Raw genomic sequence first — 290 nt, 5'->3', positions numbered from 1 at the left:
GGGAAGATGTCATACTTGTAAGAGTAAATCCTGTTAATTCTGTAACAGAATCAATACAAACACCGACAATTTCATAAAGAATATTACAAATTCCTCTTTTTTTTCTGTTAGGATTATGAAAAAATAAAAGTATGGTAAAATAGACAGGAAGTACCATGCTTTTTTCTGTTATTTTAATTAAAAGGAGCCGCTTTATTATGAGAGAACCATTTAAATATGTGGACGGTATACTGTATTTACAAGCGTGGAAAGAACTTGGAAACATTACTGCTGGATTTACGACAAAAGAT

The 290-nt window shown here is 30.7% G+C and carries 2 pseudogenes; both read left to right on the top strand.

Annotated elements, in window-relative coordinates:
• Window positions 1-77: pseudogene (locus MR167_RS32140) on the top strand (YlmC/YmxH family sporulation protein); the annotation flags it as partial.
• Between the two features lie 120 nt (window positions 78-197).
• Window positions 198-290: pseudogene (locus MR167_RS32135) on the top strand (peptidoglycan editing factor PgeF); the annotation flags it as partial.

It is taken from the genome of Bacillus cereus group sp. BfR-BA-01355 (assembly GCF_022663675.1).
GTDB classification, from domain to species: Bacteria; Bacillota; Bacilli; order Bacillales; family Bacillaceae_G; genus Bacillus_A; species Bacillus_A thuringiensis_S.
The sequence above is the reverse complement of the archived record's forward strand: the minus strand, read 5'-3'. Positions and strand labels throughout refer to the sequence as shown.